The organism is Rhizobium anhuiense bv. trifolii, assembly GCF_024346605.1.
GTDB classification, from domain to species: Bacteria; Pseudomonadota; Alphaproteobacteria; order Rhizobiales; family Rhizobiaceae; genus Rhizobium; species Rhizobium anhuiense.
In genome coordinates this window covers 864,814-880,413 of record NZ_CP098803.1, presented here as the reverse complement: position 1 = coordinate 880,413, position 15,600 = coordinate 864,814, and the positions used below count along the sequence as shown (strand labels likewise).

At 62.9% G+C, this 15,600-nt stretch carries 19 protein-coding genes; 11 read left to right on the top strand and 8 right to left on the bottom strand.

Annotated features, from left to right (window positions below; all coding sequences use genetic code 11):
• The first annotated feature begins 6 nt into the window (after positions 1–6).
• From NE851_RS12930 to NE851_RS12915, 4 genes are all read left to right on the top strand, one after another.
• On the top strand, positions 7–930 hold the full coding sequence (locus NE851_RS12930; protein ID WP_047617014.1) for a sulfite exporter TauE/SafE family protein: 924 nt from the start codon (positions 7–9) through the stop codon (positions 928–930).
• A complete protein-coding gene (locus NE851_RS12925; RefSeq protein WP_047617015.1) occupies positions 930–1,730 on the top strand; it encodes a TIGR02186 family protein in 801 nt (266 codons plus the stop codon). The genes NE851_RS12930 and NE851_RS12925 overlap by 1 nt, the downstream gene beginning before the upstream one ends.
• 193 nt (positions 1,731–1,923) lie before the next feature.
• Entirely contained in the window at positions 1,924–2,481 is a 558-nt protein-coding gene (locus NE851_RS12920) for a dihydrofolate reductase family protein (protein WP_097544961.1), read from the top strand.
• Positions 2,482–2,626: 145 nt separating this feature from the next.
• Complete coding sequence (locus NE851_RS12915) at positions 2,627–3,208, top strand: transglycosylase SLT domain-containing protein (protein ID WP_047617016.1); 582 nt, start codon at positions 2,627–2,629, stop codon at positions 3,206–3,208.
• Positions 3,209–3,252: 44 nt separating this feature from the next.
• Here the strand turns inward: NE851_RS12915 and pdeM are convergent, their stop codons facing one another.
• From pdeM to NE851_RS12900, 3 genes are read right to left on the bottom strand one after another with little or no spacing between them, the layout of a single operon-like run.
• Complete coding sequence (gene pdeM, locus NE851_RS12910; RefSeq protein ID WP_047617017.1) at positions 3,253–3,978, bottom strand: ligase-associated DNA damage response endonuclease PdeM; 726 nt, start codon at positions 3,976–3,978, stop codon at positions 3,253–3,255.
• A gap of 43 nt (positions 3,979–4,021) precedes the next feature.
• The gene (locus tag NE851_RS12905; RefSeq protein WP_183908493.1) at positions 4,022–6,532 is read right to left on the bottom strand and encodes a ligase-associated DNA damage response DEXH box helicase; all 2,511 of its coding nucleotides are present in this window, start codon (positions 6,530–6,532) and stop codon (positions 4,022–4,024) included.
• Positions 6,533–6,579: 47 nt separating this feature from the next.
• Complete coding sequence (locus NE851_RS12900; RefSeq protein ID WP_025570301.1) at positions 6,580–7,212, bottom strand: YitT family protein; 633 nt, start codon at positions 7,210–7,212, stop codon at positions 6,580–6,582.
• 133 nt (positions 7,213–7,345) lie between these two features.
• Here NE851_RS12900 and NE851_RS12895 point away from each other — a divergent pair, with 133 nt between their 5' ends.
• Both NE851_RS12895 and NE851_RS12890 read left to right on the top strand, forming a co-directional pair.
• Complete coding sequence (locus tag NE851_RS12895) at positions 7,346–7,846, top strand: RrF2 family transcriptional regulator (protein WP_025570300.1); 501 nt, start codon at positions 7,346–7,348, stop codon at positions 7,844–7,846.
• Between the two features lie 23 nt (positions 7,847–7,869).
• The gene (locus NE851_RS12890) at positions 7,870–8,331 is read left to right on the top strand and encodes a carboxymuconolactone decarboxylase family protein (RefSeq protein WP_025570298.1); all 462 of its coding nucleotides are present in this window, start codon (positions 7,870–7,872) and stop codon (positions 8,329–8,331) included.
• 67 nt (positions 8,332–8,398) lie between these two features.
• On the opposite strand, the gene NE851_RS12885 is transcribed toward NE851_RS12890, so the two are convergent.
• The 3 genes from NE851_RS12885 to NE851_RS12875 form a co-directional block, all read right to left on the bottom strand.
• Positions 8,399–8,566 (bottom strand): hypothetical protein, encoded by a 168-nt coding sequence (locus NE851_RS12885; RefSeq protein WP_155295742.1) that lies wholly within the window; start codon positions 8,564–8,566, stop codon positions 8,399–8,401.
• Between the two features lie 97 nt (positions 8,567–8,663).
• Positions 8,664–9,299, bottom strand: coding sequence for a YitT family protein (locus NE851_RS12880; RefSeq protein WP_047617264.1), 636 nt, complete (start codon positions 9,297–9,299; stop codon positions 8,664–8,666).
• 212 nt (positions 9,300–9,511) lie between these two features.
• On the bottom strand, positions 9,512–10,444 hold the full coding sequence (locus NE851_RS12875; protein WP_183908491.1) for a class I SAM-dependent DNA methyltransferase: 933 nt from the start codon (positions 10,442–10,444) through the stop codon (positions 9,512–9,514).
• Between the two features lie 140 nt (positions 10,445–10,584).
• Between NE851_RS12875 and NE851_RS12870 the strand changes: the two genes are divergently transcribed.
• The 3 genes from NE851_RS12870 to NE851_RS12860 all read left to right on the top strand — a co-directional run bounded on the left by NE851_RS12870 (position 10,585) and on the right by NE851_RS12860 (position 12,784).
• The gene (locus NE851_RS12870; RefSeq protein ID WP_028756102.1) at positions 10,585–10,851 is read left to right on the top strand and encodes a DUF6460 domain-containing protein; all 267 of its coding nucleotides are present in this window, start codon (positions 10,585–10,587) and stop codon (positions 10,849–10,851) included.
• A 1-nt stretch (position 10,852) separates the two neighbouring features.
• Positions 10,853–11,350 carry a CAP domain-containing protein gene (locus NE851_RS12865; RefSeq protein ID WP_097594923.1) on the top strand — a complete coding sequence of 166 codons (498 nt, stop codon included), beginning with the start codon at positions 10,853–10,855 and terminating at the stop codon, positions 11,348–11,350.
• Between the two features lie 87 nt (positions 11,351–11,437).
• Positions 11,438–12,784, top strand: coding sequence for an MATE family efflux transporter (locus NE851_RS12860; protein ID WP_183908489.1), 1,347 nt, complete (start codon positions 11,438–11,440; stop codon positions 12,782–12,784).
• On the opposite strand, the gene NE851_RS12855 is transcribed toward NE851_RS12860, so the two are convergent.
• Together NE851_RS12855 and NE851_RS12850 are read right to left on the bottom strand one after the other, a co-directional pair.
• On the bottom strand, positions 12,760–13,848 hold the full coding sequence (locus NE851_RS12855) for a quinone-dependent dihydroorotate dehydrogenase (protein WP_028756105.1): 1,089 nt from the start codon (positions 13,846–13,848) through the stop codon (positions 12,760–12,762). The two genes, NE851_RS12860 and NE851_RS12855, sit on opposite strands and share 25 nt — an antisense overlap.
• Positions 13,845–14,198: a DUF952 domain-containing protein gene (locus tag NE851_RS12850; protein ID WP_025570287.1), complete on the bottom strand. Its 354-nt coding sequence runs from the start codon at positions 14,196–14,198 to the stop codon at positions 13,845–13,847. Before NE851_RS12850 ends, NE851_RS12855 begins: the two co-directional genes overlap by 4 nt.
• Positions 14,199–14,375: 177 nt before the next feature.
• Between NE851_RS12850 and NE851_RS12845 the strand changes: the two genes are divergently transcribed.
• Together NE851_RS12845 and NE851_RS12840 are read left to right on the top strand one after the other, a co-directional pair.
• A complete protein-coding gene (locus NE851_RS12845) occupies positions 14,376–14,774 on the top strand; it encodes a hypothetical protein (protein ID WP_025570286.1) in 399 nt (132 codons plus the stop codon).
• A gap of 91 nt (positions 14,775–14,865) precedes the next feature.
• Positions 14,866–15,513, top strand: coding sequence for a response regulator (locus NE851_RS12840; protein ID WP_028756106.1), 648 nt, complete (start codon positions 14,866–14,868; stop codon positions 15,511–15,513).
• Positions 15,514–15,600: the final 87 nt, after the last annotated feature.

The window sequence follows — 15,600 nt, the reverse complement described above, 5'->3', positions numbered from 1 at the left end:
TCAGCTGTGACAATCTATCTGCCCATCGCAGAATTGTCGGTGAACATCTTCATCATTCTCGGCATGGGGGCGGCCGTCGGATTCCTGTCTGGAATGTTCGGCGTCGGCGGCGGCTTTCTCATCACGCCGCTGCTGATCTTCTACAACATTCCCCCTGTCGTCGCGGTCGCGACCGGCGCCAACCAAGTGGTGGCGTCGTCGATCTCGGGCGCGATCACCCATTTCCGGCGCGGCACGCTCGACGTCAAGCTCGGCACGGTGCTGCTGCTGGGCGGCCTATCGGGCGCCACGGTCGGCATCTGGATCTTTTCGCTTTTGCGCCGGGTCGGCCAGCTCGATCTCATCATCTCGCTGATGTACGTCATCTTCCTCGGCACCGTCGGCGGACTGATGCTGCTCGAAAGCATCAATGCGATGCGGCGGGCAGCGCGCAACGAGCCGCCGGCGCCGCGCAAACCCGGCCACCAGCACTGGGTGCACAAACTGCCGCTCAAAGTGCGTTTCAAGAAATCGAAGATCTATCTCAGCGTCATCCCGGTCGTCGCCCTCGGCTTTGCCATCGGCATCCTCACCTCGATCATGGGTGTCGGCGGCGGCTTCATCATGGTGCCGGCGATGATCTACCTGCTGCGCATCCCGACCAATGTCGTCGTCGGCACCTCGCTGTTCCAGATCATCTTCGTCACTGCCTATACGACGATCGTGCAGGCGGCGACGAACTTCTCCGTCGACATCGTGCTCGCCTTCATCCTGATGGTGGCGGGTGTCATCGGCGCGCAATACGGCGTGCGGGTCGGCCAGAAGCTGCGCGGCGAACAGCTGCGCGCCCTGCTCGGACTGCTGGTGCTCGCCGTCGGCCTGCGTCTTGCGGTCGCGCTGGTGGTGACACCGGCCGACGTCTATTCGGTGGTCATGGGAGCGGGCAACTGATGCGCCTGCTGGCCTTCATCATCGCACTGTTTTGCCTGCTGCCGGCGACTGCCGGAGCGCAATGGCTGCCGGGCCAGGCGACGGAAGCGGTGCGTGAAGGGTTGGAAATCGGCACCTCGACCAGCGAAATCGCCATCACTTCGGATTTCCACGGCGCCGATCTGACAATCTTCGGGGCGCTCTCGAACACCGACCAGCTGCTGCTCGCCATCGGCCAATATGACGTGGTCGTGGTGCTGGAAGGCCCGCGCGAGGATGCGACGGTGCGCAGGAAGGAACGGGTCTTCGGCATCTGGGTGAATACACGCTCGATGACCTTCGAGGCGGTGCCGCATTCCTATTCGATGTCGAGCTCGCGCATGACCGACGATCTGACGACGCCGCTCGAGCTGACCGATCAGGGGATCGGCATCGATCATATTCCGCTGACGCCGGTCGGCTTCGTCGGCGACGGCAGCAATCTCGGCGAATTCCGCGATGCCTTCCGGCGGCTGCAACAGGGCGGCGGCCTCTATGACCGGAACACCAGCGGCGTGCGGTTCGTTTCCTCCAACCTCTTCAAGGCGAGCCTGCGCCTGCCGGCCAACATTCCGAACGGGGTGCACACGGTGCGCGCCTATCTGTTCAAGAGCGGCCTTTTCGTCACCGACAAATCGCTGCCGCTCAGGGTGATCAAGACCGGTATCGAACAGACGATCACAGATGCGGCGCACAATCAGCCGATCCTTTACGGCTGCGCGGCCGTGGCTCTCGCCGTCATCACCGGCTGGGGCGCCAGCCTGATCTTCCGTAAGGACTGATCCGCCGCAGGGCGTTCAAGATTTCTCCCCGAAAACAGGCTCGGCAAGGCGCCGAGCACGACGGCCTGCGGGCAGCAGCAGCCTGCCCGGATAGTCCACTCCAAAAACCGCTTGCATTTCGCTATCAGTCAGCTTAGTTTTCAACCAGTTGTTAAACGCAACTGGTTTTGAGCAATCCAGGAGGAGGATGGAAATGAGAAAGCTTGTTGTCTGGAACCTGATGACGCTCGACGGTTATTTCGAAGGCACGAAGCCTTGGGATATCGACTTCCACAATCTCGCCTGGGGACCTGAGCTGCAGCGCTATGCCGAACAGTTCGGCAGGGAGGGCGATCTGCTGATCTTTGGCCGCAAGACCTATGAGGGCATGGCTTCCTACTGGCCGACCGCCGAGGGCGAAGGTGAGATCAAAGCCTATATGAACGGCATCGCCAAAATCGCCGTATCGCGGACGATGACCGAACCCGGCTGGACCAATGCCCGCATCGTCAGCGACCCAATCCCGGAATTGACGAAGCTGAAGCAGGAGGACGGCAAGACGATCTTCATCTTCGGCAGCGCCGAGCTTGCCGACAGCCTGCTGAAAGCCGGCCTCATCGATGAAATCAGGCTCTGCGTCGTGCCGGTTATCCTCGGCAGCGGCAACCCGCTTTTCAAATCTGCGGAAAGCCAGGTGCCGCTGAAGCTGATCGAATCCTCGACGACGGAAGGCGGCGCGATGATCCTGCGCTACGAGCCCGTCAAAGCGTAGCGGGCGTCTCTCCTTAGGCCTCCCGGCGATCAGGCCAGCATCCCCCTGGCCGCCCGGGAAAGCATCCGGGAAACTTCGTATTCGACTAAAAACCGGTCTTTAACATTTACGAGTTAGTAATCTCTCGGAAACGAGAGGTTTTGTTATGCGTACTCGTATCGTTCTGACAGCCGTCGGGCTGGCGCTGCTTGCCGGCTGCGCGACGGCGCCCAAACAGACGCGGAACATCTGCGCCGTCTTCGACGAGCGCGACGGGCTCTTCACCAGCTGGCAGCGTGCCGCCGAGCGGACGGAGAAGAAATACGGCGTGCCGGTGCCGATCCTGATGGCGACGATGTATACCGAATCCGGCTTCCAACCCTATGCGCGGCCGCCGCGCACCAAGCTGTTCGGCTTCATTCCCTGGACCCGGCCGTCGACGGCCTACGGTTATTCGCAGGCGCTCGACGGGACCTGGGATCACTATCAGTCGCAGACGGGGAACTGGGCCGCGCGCCGGACAAACTTTTCCGACGCGATCGATTTCATCGGCTGGTATCACTACCAGAACAGCGTGGAGACCGGCATTCCGCTGAACGATGCCTATAATCTCTATCTCGCCTATTATTCCGGTCCGACCGGATTTAAGCGCGGCGACTGGCGCTCGAACGGGCAACTACAGCAGACGGCGCAGAGGTTCGCGCGGATGGCGGGGACGTATCAGCAGCAGCTGCGGGAGTGTGATTGATTTAAGGGTGTGCAGAGGGGTACGCGGCACATCGGGTCGTAGCGCTATCCCCGCAAATTCCCATACCGCACCGAGTAGATCCGGTCCCTGCCGAGCAGATGGGCGATCAGCGATCCCCTGTCGAAAAGACCGTGCATCGCCTGATGGCCGAGGTCGAGGCCGCCGCTCATGACGCCGAAGGCCGGCATGAGGAGGCGGGCGCCGTCGGTGGCAAAGCAGGGGCGGCGGACGGATTTGTCGCGGCGGCGGACCGTGGCCGACGGGTGCAGGTGGCCCGATATTTCGCCCTTCTGCAAGCCGTTCCTCGGCTCGTGGCGGAAGGTCAGGCCGGCATAATGCATCTCGTCGGTGGAAGCGCCCGGCAGATCGACGATGCCATCCGGATCATGGTTGCCGTTGATCCAGATCCATTCGCGGCCGCGCGCCATTTCGACGATCAGCGCCCGGAAATTCGCCGGCAGATGCTTTGAGCCGATACGGTCGTGGAAATTATCGCCGAGCGAGACCACGAGCTTCGGATCGTAACGCGAGATGACGGCGGCAAGGACGGTCAGCGTCGCCAGCGTATCATAAGGCGGCAGCATCATGCCGCGGCGGGCAAAGGCCGCACCCTTTTCCAGATGCAGGTCGGAGACGACGAGCAGGCCGGCATCCGGCAGATAGAGAGCGCCGAGCGGATCGCAGACGGCGGCAATGCCATGGACCGACGTCTCGACGCCCGGCACCGTGGCCAATCCCGATATGTCGCGCGCCAGCGCCAGGCGGTTCATCACTTCTGTTATTCCCAAATACCGTCGTCAGGCCCAAGCCTCGTCAAGCAAGCGCTTCGGCGATCAGATCGTCCGCCGCTTCGGCGAGCAGCACATCATGGGCCTCGCCCGGCACCGCCTCGCGTCCGATTTCCAGCATCACCGGCACGGCGAGCGGGGAAATATGGTCGAGGGCGCGGTGGGTGATGTGGCCCCTGATTCGCCTCAGCATATCGCCAAGACGGCCAATATCCAAAAGTCCCGTCGCCGCATCCTGCCGCGTCGCCTGCAAGAGGATGTGATCCGGCTCGTGGCTGCGCAGCACGTCATAGATCAGATCGGCGGAGACGGTGATCTGGCGGCCGCTCTTTTCCTTGCCCGGATGGCGGCGTTCGATCAAGCCCGCAATCACGGCGCAATTGCGGAAAGTGCGTTTCAACAGGAAGGATTCGTCGAGCCAGGCTTCGAGATCGTCGCCGAGCATATCCTCGTCGAAGAGGTCGGAGAGGCTGAGCCGGCCATTGCCGATCATCAGTCCCATATCCTCGAGCCCCCAGATCGCCAGCGAATAATCGGTGGCGACGAAGCCGAGCGGCTTGGCGCCGGCCCGCTCCAGCCGGCGGGTGAGCAGCATGCCGAGCGTCTGGTGGGCGAGACGGCCTTCGAAGGGATAGGCGACCATGTAGCCGCGGCTGCCGCGCGGGAAGGTTTCGATCAGGAACTCGTCGCGCTTCGGCAGCATCGACTTGTCGTTCTGTAAGGACAGCCAGTCGCGCACCTGATCAGGCAGGCGCTGCCATCGGTCGGGATCGGCGATCATCGCCCGCACCTGCTCGGCGAGATAGGTCGACAGCGGAAACTTGCCGCCATTGTAGGAGGGGATCTTCGGATCGAGCGAAAAGGCCTGCGACGCCAGGCACTCGTTTTCACGGATGCCCTCGAATCGCAGCACCTTGCCGGAGAAGACAAACGTATCGCCCGGCGACATCTGCTCGAGGAAATATTCCTCGACCTTGCCGAGCGTGGCGCCGCTACGGCCGATCCTGCCGCCCTCGCCGCGCTTGACCATGCGGATATTCAGCATCGGGCTTTCGACGATGGTGCCGAGGTTGAGGCGGTATTGCTGGGCGACCGCAGGATTGGAGACGCGCCAGCGGCCCTCCTTGGTCTTGCGGATGCGGGCATAACGCTCGTAGGTCCGGAGCGCATAACCGCCGGTCGCGACGAAATCGACGATGCGCTCGAAGGTCTCCCAGCTGAGATCGGCATAGGGCGAGGCGCTGGTGACCTCGTCGTAGAGTTCCAGCATGTCGAAGGGTTCGGCGCAGGCCATGCCGAGCACGTGCTGGGCGAGCACGTCGAGCGCGCCGCGGCCGACGGGCGGGGTGTCCTGGGCGCCGATATAATTGGCGTCGAGGGCGGCCTGGCACTCCATGACCTCGAACCGGTTGGCCGGCACCAGGATCGCCTTCGAGGGTTCGTCCATGCGGTGATTGGCGCGGCCGATGCGCTGGGCAAGACGCGAGGCGCCCTTCGGCGCGCCGACATGGATGACCAGATCGACATCGCCCCAGTCAATGCCGAGATCGAGGGTGGAGGTGGCAACGACGGCGCGCAGCCGGTTTTCGGCCATCGCCGCCTCGACCTTGCGGCGCTGGCCGACATCGAGCGAGCCGTGATGGAGCGCGATCGGCAGGTTGTCGTCATTGATCGTCCAGAGCGCCTGAAACAGCATTTCGGCCTGGCTGCGGGTGTTGACGAAAAGCAGCGTCGTCTTGTGTTCGAGGAGCTTGTTGTAGACGTCGGGAATGGCATACCGGGCGGAATGGCCGGCCCAGGGAATGCGCTCCTCGGTCGACAGGATCGAGATATCGGGCTTGGCGCCGCCTTCGACGACGACGAGGCCGGCATGATGCTCCCTGCCCTCCTCCTGGCCGACCAGCCATTTCTGCAGGTCCATGGGCTCGGCGACGGTGGCCGAGAGGCCGATGGTCTTGAGGTCGGGGGCAAGGCGGCGGAGACGAGCCAGGCCGAGCGAGAGCATATGGCCGCGCTTGGAGGTAACGAGCGAATGCAACTCGTCGAGGATGATATATTTCAGGTCCTTGAAGAAGCGTTCGGCCTCGCGGTTGGCCAGCAGCAGGGCGACCTGTTCCGGCGTGGTCAGCAGAATATCCGGCGGGTTGAGTTTCTGGCGCTGGCGCTTGGCGTTCGGCGTGTCGCCGGTGCGGTTTTCTATCGTGACCGGCAGGCCCATCTCCGCGACCGGCTTCATCAGGTTGCGCTCGATATCGATGGCGAGCGCCTTCAGCGGCGAGACATAGAGCGTGTGGATGCCGGTGAAGGCGAAGCCGGGCGGGATCTTGCCGCGGCGGGTGAGATCGGTGAGCGAGGGCAGAAAACCGGCGAGCGTCTTGCCGGCGCCGGTCGGCGCAATCAGCAGCGTGCTTTCACCGGCCTCGGCGCGCGCGAGCAATTCCAGCTGATGGGCGCGCGGTCGCCAGCCCTTTTCCGCAAACCAGCGGGTAAAGGCGGCAGGCAGCAGGGCACGGGCTTCGGAATCGATCTGGTCCACGCCTGGAAACTAGTGAAATGCCAGGGAAAAAGAAGAGCCGCAGGCCTTCACATGGCGATATAGCGGTCCTTGCGGTGGTTGATGGCAATCGTGAGGTTGAGAACGATCGCACCAAGCACGGAGCAGGCGATGATGAAGGGGGTGGCGACGAAGAAGGAAAGCGCCAGGATGATGCCGTCGAAGCCGAGCTGAACGAAGCCGGCGCGCCAGCCGAAGCGATCCTGGAGGTAGAGGGCGAGAATGCCGATGCCGCCGAGGCTGGCGCGGTGGCGGAAGAGCGCCAGCATGCCGGCGCCGATGACGAGGCCGCCGAAGAGCGCGCCGGCTATCGGATCGACATGGGCAATGGTGATGAAGCCCGAGACGAATTCAGACAGGACCGAGGTCAGCGCGATGGCGGCAAAGGTCTTGATGGTGAAAGCGAGACCCAAACGGCGGAAAGCAAGATAATAGAAGGGCAGGTTCACGACAAAGAAGCAGAGGCCGAAGCTGAAGCCGGTCGCATAATGGGCGAGGAAGGCCATGCCCGCCGTGCCGCCGGCAAGCAGCCCGGCGCCGGAGAGAAGCGTTACGCCGAGCACGGCGAGCATGCTGCCGGCGACGATGCCCTGGGCGTCGTCGAAGAGCGAATGACGATCGGCGCTGGAATTCAGAAGGCCTGCGAAAGCGTTGGATGCCATGTTGTTCCCCTGTCGGCTTTTCCGTCTTCTATCCGGGGTCAGGATAAAGGCAAGTGGCAAGCAGCAAGCGCGCCTCTTGACATCCCATATAATCGTGGATATTTTTTATCCACGAATTGAGGAGACATCCTGCATGAAGATGAGCGACGGGGTCGAGCAGGCCATTCACAGCGTGGCGATGCTTTCCGGCCTCTCCGAAGGCGGCGTGCTTTCGGCGGCCGCGTTGGCGGAATTCCACGGCGTCTCGACGAGTTATCTGTTGAAGCATCTGCAGGCGCTGTCGGGCGCTGGCATCCTCGATACCGTGCCGGGGCCGAAAGGCGGATACAGGCTGGCAAAGGCGGCAAGCGAGATTTCGCTGCTCGACATCCTGCTTGCCGTCGAAGGACCGGCGCCGGCCTTCCGCTGCGCCGAAATCCGCCAGCGCGGACCGAACCCGGTCTCCGATCGGTTCTTTGCCCAACCCTGCACCATCAGTGCGGCGATGCTCAGAGCCGAACGGGTCTATCGGGCCGAACTTGCCAAGACCAGCATTGCCGATCTCGGCATCGAACTGAATGCCCTCGACGACGGATCGATCGCAGCCAGAGGCTGCGCTTTCCTCGAAATCCATGAACGCAAGACGGCTCGCTGAGCCACTCACACAGGAGAAAGACCATGCAACCACGTTTCAACTTCGCCAAAGCCGCTCCCGATGCCTACAAGGCGGTCGCCGCACTCGAGCAATATGTCCAGTCCTCCGGGCTGCAGCGCCGCTTCATCCACCTGATCAAGCTGCGCGCCTCGCAGATCAACGGTTGCGCCTATTGCGTCGACATGCATGTGAAGGAAGCCCGCCATGACGGGCTCTCCGAACAATGGATCAATCTGATGTGCGTCTGGCGGGAATCGCCGGTCTATGACGCCCGTGAACGGGCGCTGCTCGGCTGGGTGGATTCCGTGACCAACATCGCCAAAACAGGCGCCCCGGATGCCGACTACGAGACGCTGAAGGCGCATTTCTCCGAGAAGGAGATGACTGAGATTACGGTGGCGATCGGCGCGATCAACATCTGGAACCGGCTTGCCGTCGGCTTCCGCTCGCAGCATCCGATTGATGCGGCAACGAAGGCTGCCTGAGATATTTGCTGGAGGGGAAACATCCTCTGGCAACCGACCCGAAAACTCGGGTCGGTCGAATATCGGGTCACTCGTGATCCCGGGTGGCCCGTACGGCAACGGCGTCAAACCGATTGTCCGAGAGGTCGATGCTGTTGAACAGGTCTCGGACGACTTTCGCAATTTCCTCTGCGGAAGTGCCCTTGGCGTATTCTTCCTGCATACGGCGTCTCACAAGCTTTTCCAAATCTGACATAGTTCACCTCATCAAATCCGGCGCGGGAGGAGTGTCGCGCCGGGGCCGATCTGAGGCAAGTTACGATTTGTTTAGAATGGCTTACCGTTTTGTAAGGTTACAGCGCGATGTAGCGATCGGCGCGGTGATTGATGGCGACGAAGAGGTTGAGGACGACGGCGCCGAGCACCGAATAGAAGACGACCGGCGGGGTGGTGACGAAGAAGGCGGCGGCGAGCACGCACATGTCGATGGCGAGCTGGACGAGGCCGGCGCGGATGCCGAAACGCTCTTGCAGATAGATGCCGAGAATGCCGACGCCGCCGAGACTGGCGCGGTGGCGATAAAGCGCCAGCAGGCCGAAGCCAAGCAGCAGGCCGCCGAGCAGGGCGGCCCAGGCCGGATGAATGCTCGAAATCGAAAAGAAGCGCGACTGCACATCGGCAATCACCGAGGTCAGGCCGATGGCGACGAAGGTCTTGATGGTGAAGGCCATGCCGAGGCGCTTCCACGAGAGATAGAAGAACGGCAGGTTGAGCAGGAAGAAGGCGAGGCCGAAATTGACGTCGAAGGCATAGTGCAGAAGGAAGGCCACACCGGCGGTGCTGCCGGTGAGAAGGCCGGCGCTGGCAAGCACGTAGAGGCCGAGCGCGGCAACCAGGCTGCCGGAGAATATGCCCTGCACATCCTCGATCGGGGTGTGGCGCGTCGCGCTGGTGTTCCAGACGCCAAGAGCATTGATGAGCTGTGTCATGTCGCCAATCTCCACGGCAGACGATGTTAAAAAACGCGCTGGGGGAGACCCGGGCGCGACGGAATTTTGCATAATGAAAGAAGCCGGAGCGCCTCGGCGATAATTGCCGGGCATCTCTGATGATGCAGCGCAGTATCGGGTTTTTCGGTCTTTTGATCAAGCAAAATAGGTAAGCAATGCTGACCTATTAAAAAATCGCAAGAAATGTTCGCTCACGCTGGTTTGCGCGTAAGGAACAGAATGCCGGATACCGGTTTTCCGCCATCTTTGCGAATGACCGACTTGACGGTCGCAAGGATTTGCAAGCCGTGACCGGCAAGAAGCGCCCTGACATAGCTTTCCGAATGGGCGTAACGCAGCGACGGGGCGAGATGGAAGCCCTCGCCGTCTCCCGCATCCTCGACGGAAAAGGCGATATCGGCGCCTGATGCCGCGAGTTCTCCGATGATGGCAAAGACGCTTTCGAGATTGCCGAGATACATCAGCACATCGGCCGCCGTCACCAGATCGGCGCGATGGCGGGCGGCATCGCCAAAGAGACCGGAGAGATCGGGTGCGAGCGAGAGGTCGGCCTGGGCGAGACTGTCATACACCTGTTTCTCGGCCGCCTTCACCAGCATGTTCTGCGAGAGGTCGAAGCCTTCCAGGCGGTCGACACGGCCGCGGATCTCCGGGCCGAGCAGGCCGGTGCCGCAGCCGAGATCGACGGCGCGTTCGTAACGCCTGCCGGTGGAGGCGATCAGCGCTGCGAGCTTCTGCGGGACGCTGTAGTCGAGTTTTTCAACAAGGGCTGATTCGAAACGATCGGCATAGTCGTCGAAAAGGCGCTCGACATAGCGGCTTGGCGGCCGGTCGGGCGTGGCTACGTCGCCGAGAAGAGCGAGCTTGAGGGTTGCGCCGAAAATATCGTCGGGATCGAAGGCAAGCGTCCTGCGGTAGGCCTCGATCGCGGCATCCGCCCTGCCCGCCTTTTCCAGATAGGTGGCGAGGCGATACCAGCCGGCGGCCCAGGCCGGCACGAGTTCGAGCGCCTGTTCCATCAGTTCGGCCGCCGCGTCCGGCTCACCGCCTTCTTCGAGCATCCTGGCATAGTCGGCGCGGCGGTCGGCGATGACATCGCCGGAGGAAAGCTGGTGGTGCATCAACGGACCTATTGGTTGGCCCGCATTTGGCGGCGGCCACAAAAAAACTCAAGTCCTATTTCAGAGGCGAAGCGGCCAATTCCGGAAAGGGCTTGCGGGCTGAAGGCCGCGACCTTATTCCAAGGGCAAACAGGAGATGGCTTATGTCCGATCAGGCGAACAGGTTCCTCGGCGATTCAATCGGCCGCACAGTGATAAAGCTTATCGTCGTGTCGCTGATCGTCGGTTTCGTCATGACCGTCTTCGGCCTGACGCCGTGGAGCATCATCGACGGCGTGCGCGACTTCATCCTGGAAGTCTGGCACCGGGGCTTTTCGGCACTCGGGCGCGTCGGCGACTATCTGATCCTCGGCGCGACGATCGTCATCCCGCTCTTCGTCATCCTTCGTCTTTTCAGCTACCGCCGGTAACATGACATCCATCGATCTTTCCCGGCGCGGCCTGCTGCGCCTTTCCGGACTTGCGCTCGCCGCCGGCATCGCCGGCTGCACCACGACCCCGCGGATCGCCGGGACGCCGTCCGACGGCGAGGACGAGACGGCGCGGGTGCTGCCGCTCGTCAACCAGCTCAGAGCCAAAAACGGCCTGCCGCCGCTGGCCGTCGACCCGGCAGCGAGTACGGCTGCTCTCTTCCAGGCGAAGCGCATGGCGAGCGCCGGCAAGATGTCGCACCTCATGGGCATGACCGACAGTTTTGGCGCACGTGTAAAAGCAAGTGGTGTCCGGCTGCCGGCGGCAGAGAATATCGCCTCCGGCCAGCAGAGCGTCGATGCCGTGGTGACGGCCTGGATCAACTCGCCGCATCATCTGGAAAACATGCTCGGACGTTATGACGGCCTCGGGGTCGCCGTCGCCCATAATCCCTCTTCCCGGAACCTGCCCTATTGGGCCATGGTGCTTTCCAGCTGAGGCGATTCCGCCTGCAGCAATTCAGAATGTTACAGCGTCCCTAGCGCCTCTCACCAGGACGCGCGGCGCTGTCGCGGCGAGGCAGGCATGGATAGCAGGATCGACGACAACAGGCTCGCTTTCGACGTGACCCACCGGCTGGTGCTGTCGATCGCCCTTCCGATGACGCTCGGCTTCATGACGACGCCGCTGCTCGGGCTGACCAACACCGCCGTGGTCGGCCGCATGGGCAATGCGGAGGCGCTGGCGGGGCTGGCGATCGGCGCGATGCTCTTCGATCTCATTCTCGGCAGCTTCAACTTCCTGCGCGCTTCGACAACAGGGCTGACGGCGCAGGCCTATGGCCGCCGGGATCAGCACGAACAGCAGGCGGTTTTCTCCAGGGCGATGATCTCGGCGCTCGGCTGCGGGCTGGCGCTGCTCTGTCTTTCGCCGCTGCTGATGGCGGCGGGCTTGACGCTGATGGGCGCGGAGGGTGCGATCGCAGAGGCGACCAGCACCTATTTCTCCATCCGCATGCTGGCGGCACCGGCGGCGCTGGCGAATTACGCCATCCTCGGCTTCGTGCTCGGACGCGGACAGGGCAATATCGGACTGCTGCTGCAGGCGATCATCAACGGCATCAACATCCTGCTTTCCATCTATCTCGGCCTGACCCTCGATTGGGGCGTGGCGGGGGCCGCCTGGGGAACGATGGCGGGCGAAACCGTCGGCGCGCTTGCCGGGCTTGTCATCGTGCTGCGCGGCTTTAACAAGGCAGAGCGGCCGGCATGGGCGGAGATCGTTTCGCGGCATCGGCTGGCCGAGCTTTTCGCGCTCAACCGCGACATCCTGATCCGCACCTTCGTGCTGATCGGCGCCTTCACCATCATGACGCGGATCGGCACCAGCTTCGGCGCGGTGACGCTTGCCGCCAACGCCGTGGTGATGAATTTCTTCCTGCTATCAGGCTACTATCTCGACGGGCTTGCCAATGCCGCCGAACAGATTATCGGCCGGGCGATCGGCGCGCGTTACCGGCCGGCCTTCGACCGCGGGCTGAGGCTGACGATCTTGTGGTCCTTCGGGCTGGCGGCGATCGGCTCCGCCTTCTTCTTCCTCGCCGGACCCTGGCTGATCTCGGTGCTGACGACTTCACCCGAGGTCCGGCAGGCCGCCGAAACCTATCTGCCCTGGGCGGCGGTGACGGGGCTGACCGGCGCGCTCGCCTTCCTGATGGACGGGGTCTTCATCGGCGCGACATGGTCGGCCGAGATGCGCAACCGGATGCTGATGTCCTTTGCCGGCTATCTGCTGATGCTCGCGGTCTTCGTGCCGCTCTTCGGCAATCATGGCCTGTGGCTGGCGATGAACGCCTTCCTGCTCTTCCGCGGCGTCTTCCTGGCGATGCTGGTCAAGCGGCGCGCCGATCAGACCTTCCGCGCCGCCCAATAATCCCGCCTGGTATCGCGCAGGTCGCGGATCGAGCCGGCCTTTTCGCGGTCCAGGAGTTTCGACAGGCCGCGGACGATATCGCCGGCGAGGCCCGGGCCTTCATAGACCATGCAGGAATAGAGCTGGACGAGATCGGCGCCGGCCCTGATCTTTTCCAGCGCGGTTTCGGCCGAGGAGACGCCGCCGACGCCGATGATCGGCAGATCAGGGCCGACGCGCTTGCGCATCCTGGCGAGCACCGCCGTCGACTTTTCGAACAGCGGCACGCCGGAAAGGCCGCCCGCCTCCTTCGCCTGGCGCTGATCCTTCAGCCCGTCGCGCGACAGCGTGGTGTTGGAGACGATCAGGCCATCCAGCGCATGCGAGAGTGCTTCGGCGGCGATATCGTCCATGCCTTCCTCGGTCAGATCGGGGGCGATCTTCAGAAAGACCGGGATCTTCCGGCCTGTTGTCGCCGCCATCTCGTCGCGTGCCGCAAGCACGGATGACAGCAGCACCGCCAGGCTTTCGCGCCCCTGCAGGTCGCGCAGGCCGGGCGTGTTCGGCGAGGAGATGTTGGCGGTGAAATAGCGGGCGACGGAATAGAAACGGCGGATGCCGGCGACATAATCGGCGACGCGATCCTCGCTGTCCTTGTTGGCGCCGATATTGACGCCGATCATGCCACCGCCCGTTAGCGCGGCGAGGCGCCCGAAGGCGGCATCATGGCCTTCATTGTTGAAACCGAGACGGTTGATGACGCCTTCATCCTCCACCAGGCGGAAGATGCGCGGCCGCGGATTGCCGGATTGCGGCTTCGGCGTCACCGTGCCGATCTCGGTAAAGCCGAAGCCGAGCTTCAGCAGCGCCTCCGGCACCTCGGCATTCTTGTCGTAACCCGCGGCCATGCCGAGCGGGTTGTCGAAGGTAAGGCCGGCGACGGTCTGGCGCAGGCGCGGATCGGGCTTGAGCTGGCAGGCGGGCACGAGGCCGGATTTCAGCGCGGCGATCGACATGCCGTGTGCCGTTTCCGGATCGAACAGGAAGAGACCCTTGCGGGCGAGACGCTTGAAAGGATCGATCATGGCCTAAGCTCCGGGAAAATATGGGCGCCGGCTTCGTCGAGCGGCAGCGGCGCCTCCCAGAGCACGGCCGCCAGCGGCAGATCGGCGAAGAGGTGCGGGAAGAGATCGCCGCCGCGCGAAGGCTCGAAGACCAGCTTGTCACCGAAGCCGCTGCCATCGACCGCAATCAGCAGCAGGCCGGACTGGCCGGCAAAATGCAGGGCGGCGGTCTGCTTCACCTGGGCTGCCGTCGAGAAATGGATGAAGCCATCCGTGAGATCGATGCCGGCGCCATGAAAAGTGCCGGTTTGTCTGGCTTGCTGCCAGAGCGTTTCCGTCACGATCTTGTAAAGGGTCGGTGTCAGGGTCATCATGGCCTCGCGACTGCTGGTCCTTGGTCACGAGGCTTTGCCGGAAAGAGGCGGCGATGTCCACGCCCCGGCGCGAAAAACGGGACCGCTGGAACAGAATTAGAGCATGATGTCGTCCGAAAACCGCGCACACTTTTCGGCATCATGCTCCAGTAGCAAAATCCGGAGGATGAGACGATGAAGGTTTTGGTTCTGACACTTGGCGTTTTTCTCCTGCCGTTGGCGGCCTCGGCGGCTGAAACCGATGCCGGCCGCTTCCAGCTGGAGAAGAGCGGCGATCATTTTGTCCGGCTCGACCGGCAGACCGGGGCCATGTCGATCTGCCAGGACAAGGACGGCGCCCTGGTCTGCCGGATGGCGGCCGACGAGCGGGCGGCCTATGAGGACGAACTCGACCGGCTGGCAAAGCGGGTGACGGCGCTTGAACAGGGCAATGTCGCCCAGCGCGCGCTGCCGAGCGACGCCGAGGTCGAGCGCTCGATCAGCATCATGGAGCGGATGATGAAGAGTTTCATGGGGATGGTGAAGGAGTTCCAGGCTGAGGAAAACACCAATCCCCTTCCGCAGAAGACCTGATTGATATAGTCCTATGCCAGCAAGCCAGCATGCAACGCGGAGGGACGGCGTCGCATGCAGGCATGATCGGGCTCTTGGGAGGGAGTTTTCGATGCAGGAACAGACCATCATCATTGCCGACGATCATCCGCTTTTCCGCGACGCGCTACGCCAGGCGGTGATCGGCATGGAAGGCCGGCAGTCGATCGTCGAAGCCGGCGATTTCGCGGCCGCACGCCGGGCCGCCGGCGCCCACGCGGATGCCGACCTGATGCTGCTCGACCTCGCCATGCCCGGCGTCAGCGGCTTTTCCGGGCTGATGGCATTGCGCTCGGAATTCGCCAGCCTGCCGATCGTCATCGTCTCGGCCACCGACGATGCGACGACGATCCGCCGGGCGCTGGAGCTCGGGGCTTCCGGCTTCATTTCGAAATCCTCCGGCATCGACGATATCCGCCGCAGCATCCAGACGGTGCTTGCCGGCGACATCGCCACGCCGGAAAGCTACCGCGACGGGCAGGAGCAGGATCCCGATGTCGCCGACCTGATCCACCGTCTGCATACGCTGACGCCGCAGCAGAGCCGGGTGCTGACCATGCTCGGCGAAGGGCTGCTGAACAAGCAGATCGCCTATGAACTCGGCGTCTCCGAGGCGACGATCAAGGCGCATGTCTCGGCGATCCTGCTGAAACTCGATGTCGACAGCCGGACGCAGGCCGTGATTCAGCTCGGCAAGATCAATATGGCGATGGTTGCCTGAACGTGGCACGCCTGATGTGACAGGATTTTATTCCTCCTGATCTTTACTCGGGCCGGCCGGTCGGTTAACATTCCGCCCGGTTGAAGC